The organism is Streptomyces sp. NPDC050738 (assembly GCF_040654175.1).
Classification (GTDB): Bacteria; Actinomycetota; Actinomycetes; order Streptomycetales; family Streptomycetaceae; genus Streptomyces.
The window spans coordinates 37237-43942 of the sequence record NZ_JBFAHN010000028.1 but is presented as its reverse complement, the minus strand read 5'-3'; the positions used below and the strand labels follow the sequence as shown (position 1 = coordinate 43942).

8 protein-coding genes are annotated in these 6706 nt (G+C 67.6%); 4 read left to right on the top strand and 4 right to left on the bottom strand.

The genetic code is table 11. The features are described 5' to 3' along the window. The first annotated feature begins 200 nt into the window (after window positions 1–200). From AB0H78_RS37895 to AB0H78_RS37885, 3 genes are all read left to right on the top strand, one after another. Window positions 201–617, top strand: a complete 417-nt coding sequence (locus AB0H78_RS37895; RefSeq protein WP_363239382.1) for a DUF2199 domain-containing protein — start codon at window positions 201–203, stop codon at window positions 615–617. 179 nt (window positions 618–796) lie between these two features. Further along, window positions 797–1315, top strand: coding sequence for a hypothetical protein (locus AB0H78_RS37890; RefSeq protein ID WP_363239381.1), 519 nt, complete (start codon window positions 797–799; stop codon window positions 1313–1315). Window positions 1316–1326: 11 nt separating this feature from the next. Next, on the top strand, window positions 1327–1806 hold the full coding sequence (locus tag AB0H78_RS37885; RefSeq protein WP_363239380.1) for a HEAT repeat domain-containing protein: 480 nt from the start codon (window positions 1327–1329) through the stop codon (window positions 1804–1806). Window positions 1807–2396: 590 nt separating this feature from the next. Here AB0H78_RS37885 and AB0H78_RS37880 read toward each other — a convergent pair. The 3 genes from AB0H78_RS37880 to AB0H78_RS37870 form a co-directional block, all read right to left on the bottom strand. Next, window positions 2397–3611 carry an SMI1/KNR4 family protein gene (locus AB0H78_RS37880; protein WP_363239379.1) on the bottom strand — a complete coding sequence of 405 codons (1215 nt, stop codon included), beginning with the start codon at window positions 3609–3611 and terminating at the stop codon, window positions 2397–2399. 201 nt (window positions 3612–3812) lie between these two features. Continuing rightward, window positions 3813–4226 (bottom strand): VOC family protein, encoded by a 414-nt coding sequence (locus AB0H78_RS37875; RefSeq protein WP_363239378.1) that lies wholly within the window; start codon window positions 4224–4226, stop codon window positions 3813–3815. After that, window positions 4223–4807 (bottom strand): dihydrofolate reductase family protein, encoded by a 585-nt coding sequence (locus tag AB0H78_RS37870; protein WP_363239377.1) that lies wholly within the window; start codon window positions 4805–4807, stop codon window positions 4223–4225. The genes AB0H78_RS37875 and AB0H78_RS37870 overlap by 4 nt, the downstream gene beginning before the upstream one ends. Before the next feature lie 558 nt (window positions 4808–5365). Here AB0H78_RS37870 and AB0H78_RS37865 point away from each other — a divergent pair. Next, on the top strand, window positions 5366–5731 hold the full coding sequence (locus AB0H78_RS37865; RefSeq protein WP_363239376.1) for a hypothetical protein: 366 nt from the start codon (window positions 5366–5368) through the stop codon (window positions 5729–5731). A 364-nt stretch (window positions 5732–6095) separates the two neighbouring features. Here the strand turns inward: AB0H78_RS37865 and AB0H78_RS37860 are convergent, their stop codons facing one another. Continuing rightward, window positions 6096–6620, bottom strand: a complete 525-nt coding sequence (locus AB0H78_RS37860; protein ID WP_363239375.1) for a hypothetical protein — start codon at window positions 6618–6620, stop codon at window positions 6096–6098. Window positions 6621–6706 lie beyond the last annotated feature (86 nt).

Here is a 6706-nt window from a genome sequence, read left to right as displayed (position 1 = left end):
TCAGACCACCACCCTGCGCGTACCTCATAACTACGGCGTACCGCGAGGATCAAGGCTTGTCAGCAGCTACGACTTCACGAGTTCAAGCTCAGTAAACACTTCAGTTGGCGCCGTGAGTGCTGGAGTTGGCAGCAAAGGGTGGTGGCGGACTGCCCTCCCGCCCGCGGCGATGTCGGCCCTCGCCAGTAGGCTCCGCTGCCATGACCAGTGATCTCGGGTTCAGCTGCGCATGCTGCGGGATCCTGGGAGAGCACCACTTCGTCAAGGGCTTGATCGAGATACCGGTCATCGGAACCGATGACGTGTTCTCCTGGGGCGTCTGGGTCTCGCTCGGCGGAGAGAGCTTTTCCCGTGCCGCAGACCTGTGGAACACCGACGGCCGGGAGACCGAGGAGCCGTACTTCGGCTGGCTCACCAGTGACCTCGCCGCCTACCCGACCACGACCTTGAACCTCAAGACGCACGTCCACACACGACCGGTCGGTGAGCGCCCGTTCGTCGAGCTCGCACCCACCGACCACCCCCTCGCTGTCGAACAACGCATGGGAATCACCCTGGCCCGCGTGCGAGAGATCGCGGCGTCTGCGCTCCACTCCGGCGCGGGCAACCAGCATTGACGGCCGACGACTTCGTATCGCCCATGCCGGCGAGCCCGGACGGTGAGAGCGTGCGCGTGGTTCGAATCCTGAGCGGTTTGCCAACGGCAGCCCGAGAACTGCTCGTTGAGACGGACTGGGACTCTCTCCGACACGCCTACGGACCCGCCGGAGACATACCCGCTTCCCTGTGCTCCCTGGTGGATGACGATCCCGAAGCGCGGTCCCGGGCGCTGGCCGCGTTGGACATGGCAGTGCTGCACCAGGGCTCGCTGTACACCGTCACCGCGCCCGCGGCGTTGTTCGTCGCCGCGATCCTCGACCACCCCATGGGACGCGCCGAGCAGGCAGGGAACTTTCCGTGGGACGAGGAGTCGCCCCGCAGCCTGCGGGCCGCCCTGCTCGCCTGGCTGGCACAGGTGGCCGAGTCGGCCGCGTATGGGGAAGATCCGGAGCGGGACCGAGCCAACTGGGATTGGGAGCCCTGGCGCGACGCAACGCGAGGCGAGCGTGACCCGGACGAGCTCGCCGCACTCGCCGCGTGCCGGGCCATACGCCCGGCCCTGTACGACAGCGTTGAACCGCACCTCTCCGCGCTCGACCCTCACGTACGCGAAGCCGCGCTCGGCGCCGCTGTGCCGCTGCTGTCCAGCCCACTGCTCGTCGACCAGGCGCCGGGCTGGATCGACGGGAGCGAGCGAGCGTGGCAAGAGCGCTGAGCGTATGGGGGATGGACACCTCCGACCTGCTCACCGACCCCGACCCGGCCGTGCGGGTCTGCGCCGCGCTCGGCCCCGTCCGCGTCGATCAGCCGCGGGCTCTTGCTGTCCTCCTCGATGCGCTGCGGGACCCGCAAACTACGGACGGTTGGTTCCCCGAGCCGCTACTCGGCCTCGACGGGTGGTTCCGGTTCACCGTGCTGCGTTCCGCGCTCGACCTGGCCGAAGCGTTCGAGGAGGTGGCATCGGTGGCCGTCGCCATCGTGAACGCAGGCGGCACGTCGATCGTCGACAACGAACGCGGGCCGATCGTGTTCAGCGCCTTCCCTGGTGGCTACGACCCGTCCCAACCGCTCACCTCCGCCCAACGAGACCTGCTGCGCGCCTTCCTGGACACCGACGAGGCGACAGGCGGCATCGCCGGGAACCGGGCCTGGTTCCGCGCGGCCGGGCTGCCCGAGGATCGCGAGGGCATCGCCGCACTGCTGTGACGTAACTGCCCTTGGCCACGGGATGGGGCCTCCCAGATGTCCACATGAGTCGGATGAGCCGCCGGTTGTCGGTTGCCTGTCGGCACCGACCATCGGCGTCCAGGTCTTCGACGCGTTCGGGCGCGAGACCTCGTCCTTCTCCGTCGGGGACGCCACCGGGCACCTGCTCGTGGACGAGGCAGGCCGCATCTGGGTCGGGCACTTGGAAGGGAGAACCCCCCTATGCCAAGCGGCTTCTGCCTGCCCTGGACAAGACGATGCTCCTGCTGGCCGACGCGGCCTTCGACGGCAACGAGTTCCTTCATGCCGTCCAAGCCATGGAATCTTCCCCAGCATCCTCGTCGGCCTGGTCGGCACAATAGGCCGCGCGGCCCTGGGCGACCTCCTGCCCGCCCACCGACGGGGACGGGTGAAGGCCCGCACCCGAAAGAACCCCGCCGGCAAGTACGGCCCGAACGCGGGACAACACCCTCACAAGGCCCAGACCTACACCGTCCGCACCACCGTCGCGTTCTTCGCCCACGGCCTCGACAGCCGCTCATGGCCCCAACGCAACGGTGCTGAGGCCCCAGCCCGTCGTCTTGGGGCCTTCACCACGGCGCGCCCGGACCGAATGGTTCGAAGAACATGACGTCCAGCGGTTGCAGGTCCCGGCCGGTCAGACCGGGGAAGCCGGATTCGGCGGGGCCGCCGCGCAACCACGCGAGCAGCGTCGCCGTGAAGGCGCCTGGCAGGGGCGGTCCTTGGTCCGAGTGGCGTGGGTTGACGGCTACGCGCCAAGTCTCCGGCGGGCCGTCCGCGCACCAGCCGATCTGGTCCCCGTCGATCGTCGACGCGAACGGCAGGAAGCCGCCGGGCTCGGGCCACGCGGGCATCGGGTAGTGCTGGGGATGGGCGGCGCGCAGTTGGCGGTATCCGTCAAGCATGCCCTCGACGGTGGCCGCGAGCCCCTGCTCCCGTGGCTGGTCCAGGGACAAAGGGGCGCTCATGTCCAGCCACCAGCTCCAGTTGCCTGCCCCGTACCGCTCCGCGAGCGCCACGAAGTCAGGCGGCAGCCGGGTGCCGAGCCGCTCGAAGACCTGCTCCCATGTGCCCTCGCCCAGATACGGCTCCAGGGGCGGCGGAACCAGCGCCATGACGGCGTCGAGGCCCGAGCCCTCAGTGAGCGCCGCGTGCTGCCGCGCGTCCACGGCGGTGCCCGCAGGCGGTGGCGACCAGGGGGTGGCCCCGGCCAGTGGCGGCCAGACCCGTATCTGTGAGGACAGCGGGCCCAGCAGCCCGCCGGATTCGTCCGGGTGCGGCGCGCAGGTGCGCAGCAGCGTGAACAGCAACTCCAGGAGCGGGACTTCGTAGTCCACCCAGGGCTCGCTCGCCCCGACTGCCACATTCGTGGTCATGAGCGTGACCGGCCACTCGTCGGGGTCGTCCGACGCGCCCGTGTTCCAGAAGAGGTGGTCGCCGCTACTCGTCGTGGCGAAGGCGAGCTGGCCGCCCTCCTCGGGCAGGAAGGGGCGCCGACGCGCGGTGAACATGGCGGGCCGGATCGCCGAGTGCCGGTGCGTCTCGACGATCCATGCTGCGTACTCGAAGCGGCCGTCGGTGCTGACGCACGGGGGGTGCAGCCGGATCGCCGCACCCGGGCCGCCTATCTCGGCCGCACCGTACGCAGACACGAGCGCCTTGTAGTCACCGGGCAGCGGGGTGCCGAGCCAGCCCTCGACCGCCGCCCAGTCGACGGCGGGCGCCGGGCCGGGCGGCGGTCCGACGAGGCCTGTGAACGCGGTGATCCGTGCAGAGTGATCCATGGAGCCGAGGATGACATCCCCCACCGACATCGAGACGGGGACCTGGCATCGCTCGGGCGTCCGACCCACCCGCTGACTGACGCTTCGGCTGTCCTCGGGTTGAATCGCTCGGCTCCCGGGCGGTGCCACACTGCGGTGGGTCGCCTCGTGTTGCGCCGCGACCGTGCCGAAGGGAACGTCACTCCGCAGTCCGTCGCGGCCTCAGGCGAAGTCTGCTGCGGTGATGCCGTCGGCATGTCCGGACGGCCACTCCACCAACTCGATCCGGTAGCCGTCCGGGTCGCTGAGCCACGACGTCTTCGGACCGTGAGGGCCACCCGGGTGCTGGACGGGTCCCGGCCTCAGGCCGGCTTCGGTCAGCGTCTGAAGGGTGGTGGCGAGGGTTTCCACCTGGATTGCGAGATGGTCGAAACCGCTGCCCACGTCGACCGGTGCGGCGCCGGGACGGTGGACCAGTTCGAGTGAGGCCGCTGGCTCGCCGGGGAACTTGAGGATCACCAGACGGGCCCCGTCGCCGCCCTCGACCCTGCCCAGTTCGACATAGCCCAAGGCGGTGTAGAAGCCGAGTGACTTGCCCAACTGGGTGACGCGGTAAGAGACGAAGAGCGTCTTCATACGGTCCCCTCGAGTCGGCGCACCCGGTAGCGGAGATGCGTCACGTCTCGGTCCGCGAGCCGTCGGACGAGGTCGAGTTCGATGTGCTCACCACCGAGGTGGTCGAAGAGTCGTCGGCCGTCGCCGAGGAGGACCGGAACCAGATGGATCTCCATCTCGTCCACCTGTCCGGCTCGGAGAAGTGCCTGCGCCGCCTGCGCCCCATGAACCATGACCGGCCGGTCCCCGGCGGCTGCGCGAGCCTGACGGGCGCAGTCCTCGACTTCGGTGACGAAACGCGCGTGGCCGGGCGGCACGTCTCCGTCATCCACCTGGTGGGTGAGGACGAAGATCGGCACGCCGTCGTGGTGATCGCCCTGCCAGCGCCCGGCGAGTTCGAAGGTCCGACGCCCGGAGATCACCGCGCCGGTCGCCAGCGCTTCGCGGTAGACCTGACCGCTCGGACCGTCGGACTTCCGGTCGTCGAGCCAGTTGAAGAGCCGTCCACCGTCGCGTCCGAGCTCCTGCCCTGGCCGATCGTCAGGGCCGGCGATATAGCCGTCCAGCGACATCGACATGTACAGCCGAATCGGATTGTTCATCCTGGCCTCCCTCTCTCCTCCATGACACCGGGATCCGGCGCTTCCCGATCCGCCGACGGGGCGGGCTTGTCACATGGAGGACTCAAGGCAACCGGCAAACTCATCGGCCCGACGCGCGGCCTGCTGTTGGGCGGGCTCGACGAACAGTTCCGGCTGGTGTTTTTTGCGGCACCGGGCCACCAACTGACCGCGGGTTAGCCCCTGCGGAGCACCCGTCGAACGTCCGGAAGGGCCAGGCGGGCGCCTTGAGCCTCTGGTCGGTTACATGGAAGACGAAGTAGTAGTGCAGCAGCCGGGTCAGCGCGATCGCCACCTCCAGGACGCTCTCACCGGCCGGTGGGCCGAACTGCAGCGACTCGACGTTGTGGGTTCTATACGCTGAATGTGCCGATGCGAGGCCCGTGACGCTTGAACTGGACCCTGGACAAGGGATTCATCGATCACGCGCTGAAGAACGGAGTAGCGATCCGGCTCGTCACGGACCCCGATTCCGGAAGATCGAAGACTCCTGGTTGATGATCGAAATCCTCCCATGACGCACTGCGAAGCGGAGAAGAAATGGTCCCGACCAAAGCAGTATTCTTTCGCGAGGTGCAAGAGGCCTTTGCTGAGGTCGTTTCCGAGCTTGCCTTGCGTGGGCCTGTCGAGAGCGAGCTCGTGATTCCGGTATCCAAGTACGCCGAAGGTTCAGTCAGTTATGATATCGGCTTGGATGCTCGCGAGGGCAGCGTCGAAACCAGTGTTGAACTGGTAATCGGTGACGCGTCTCTGATATGCGGCGTGGAAGACGTAGCCATTACCGTCGGAAGTCTCGAATCGCGAGGCAAAATATCCTTCAGCGCCAGAAACCTCGAAGAAGTCGCTGATCGGTCAATCCGCGTGTGTCCTTGCTGTTCACTCGTTTATGGTGACGCCGGATGCTGAAAGGATACTCAGAGCCGCAGGGGCGAGGGAATGGTCAAATCTTCCAGATTCGGAAGGATAGCCCTCCAGTCGGGCGTGTGAGTGCGGGGCCGGGCCTGGCTGAACTGGGCGGCGACGGCAAGGCGTTCGTCTGAGGTGAGCGTCTTTCGTCGGGGACCGCTGGGCCCGCCGCTGGGAACCCGCCCTCAACAACGTCGAGCTCACCTTCGAAGGCCGCCGCACCCACCACCCCAACCTCAACTGGCCAACACCAAAACCCACTTCTGCCCATACGCGCACAGTCGCCGTCGTGAGCCGATCGACGTCCCTCGCCTACTGGGTGCAGGCCAAGAACCCCCTGACAAGTCTCCCAAGCCCCGGTCCTCTAGCTCCTGGACCCGTCCACGTTCCATTCACGTGGCAGTTCGCCGTCGCAGAAGACGCAGACGAAGTCGCCTTCCCGCACAATGTTGAGCTGGCTGCAGGCGGGACAGCGCCGGAACACCACCTCGTGGGTGAAGCCGGAAGGGTGCTCGATTCCGGCCGCATCCAGAGCCTCCACGACGGCCTGCCAGGAACTGATGTCCGGGCAGTAACCGGTCGACTGGTTACTCACCTCGGCGACCACCCACTGCCCGGGCTCCCTGCGGAAGCTCATCTCCCCGGCACCCAGAATTGGGCCGCCACCGGCACAGACCACGTGCTCGCTCCGACGCGGCGCGAGCCGCAGCACACCCGCCGAGTCGATGACAAACGTGAAAGGCTCGGCCAGCTCCACCGCGGCCAGACCCGACACCCAGTCGTCGAAGTCCGATACCAAGAGGATCCTTCGACCTTCAGCCTCCGGCCGGACAAGGGTCCGCAGATCAGGCGGTCCCACATACCGATACGTCCACCCCAGCAAGTTCACGCCGGCCAACGTAACCCTCACCCGAGGCCAGGACCCCGGCAATTGCCGCGCCATGCATCGCGCACCGTCGAAAGTTTCCTACGAAC

Coding starts and splice junctions, on each gene's coding strand:
- AB0H78_RS37895 (WP_363239382.1), top strand. CDS start 201: ATGACCAGTGATCTCGGGTTCAGCTGCGCATGCTGCGGGATCCTGGGA.
- AB0H78_RS37885 (WP_363239380.1), top strand. CDS start 1,327: ATGGACACCTCCGACCTGCTCACCGACCCCGACCCGGCCGTGCGGGTC.
- AB0H78_RS37880 (WP_363239379.1), bottom strand. CDS start 3,611: ATGGATCACTCTGCACGGATCACCGCGTTCACAGGCCTCGTCGGACCG.
- AB0H78_RS37875 (WP_363239378.1), bottom strand. CDS start 4,226: ATGAAGACGCTCTTCGTCTCTTACCGCGTCACCCAGTTGGGCAAGTCA.
- AB0H78_RS37870 (WP_363239377.1), bottom strand. CDS start 4,807: ATGAACAATCCGATTCGGCTGTACATGTCGATGTCGCTGGACGGCTAT.
- AB0H78_RS37865 (WP_363239376.1), top strand. CDS start 5,366: ATGGTCCCGACCAAAGCAGTATTCTTTCGCGAGGTGCAAGAGGCCTTT.